Annotated in this window: 1 protein-coding gene; it reads right to left on the bottom strand. The window is 39.8% G+C overall.

The annotated features are described in order from the left end of the window. A partial coding sequence (locus IEX97_RS12850; protein WP_188883505.1) for a transposase occupies positions 1–1,039 on the bottom strand: 1,039 nt, incomplete at its 3' end. Positions 1,040–1,170 lie beyond the last annotated feature (131 nt).

The raw sequence follows: 1,170 nt of genomic DNA, 5'->3' as shown, positions 1-1,170 counted from the left end.
AAGCCATACAAGCTACTAATAATCGACGAGCAATCGCCTCGCCTGTTTCTTGTTGCCATGATTCTAAATGCATGCCTGCGGATTTAAGGAGCTTAAAAAAAGTCTCAATAGACCAACGCCAATAATACCAAAGCGTAAGCGTAGTACTATCGACCTCTACATTCGATAATAAATACCACCATGCTACTATCTTACCTTCTTTATTTTGAATTTTACTTACAATAAAATGGCACGGTACAGCCTCTCCTTTTATTTGTTTTGGCTTACCTTCTTTTTTTCTTTTCGGTTGTGCCATTCGAGTGACTAATACCTGGGTACTTGCCAAGTATTGTTTTGCTTCTTGTCCTTTATAGTGTATCGTTCGCGCTTGATTGAAGACCAATTGATTCGCCAATTTATCAACTCTTATCGAAACATCTTGATAGGTCACATGTCTATTACTTCGACACCTAATAAGCCATTTCTTCCCCTCAAGGTCTCGCATTAACTCAACGGAATCACCTTCTCTATCAATTATATGAACTAAAGGGGTCTTAAAGGGCTGTTCTTCGATATAATGTATTCGCTTGGCAAGCTCTTCTATATGCGTTGCTGCTCGGTTAGCTTCCTTCGTGTACGTGCTTAATACCCGCTCGGCAGTCACTACATTTAACGCAATAGGCGCTATGGGACTCCCTGTCTCATCATTTAATAACAGACTGGCTTGCAGCTCATATCCATATTCTTCCTCATTATGCACTCCATAACGGTCTTTTTTACTCGTATGTTTTTTATAACTTAAGCCACTCCAATCATGCACCATTAATCCATACTGAGCGCAGTCTTCTGAATGTTTTACTCCATGCGCTACCAGCGGTTTGGCTAACTCCCCAAGCTCACAGCGCTCATTGTTAAAAAAGCGCCATGCAGCTTGCGTTTCATTAAATGACTGTCTGCTTTTTAAACTACTTTTTACCCCGGCACTTAGCATATCACTCGTTATCATATGCGACCTTACTAATTGTTCATAACGCTTTTTATGGCGTAACTCTAAATCCATTTATTATTATCCACTTTTACTAAAATCCCATATTAAATACTAATTATTCTTTTTGTGTAGATATCTATGGCTTAAAGCACAGCATCCATGCTAGGCACATCAAACCCAATGGATGCTGCGGTCAAGCCGCA

This window comes from Paenalicyclobacillus cellulosilyticus, from assembly GCF_014647315.1.
Classification (GTDB): Bacteria; Bacillota; Bacilli; order Alicyclobacillales; family Alicyclobacillaceae; genus Alicyclobacillus_J; species Alicyclobacillus_J cellulosilyticus.
This window is presented reverse-complemented; position numbering and strand designations above follow the sequence as displayed.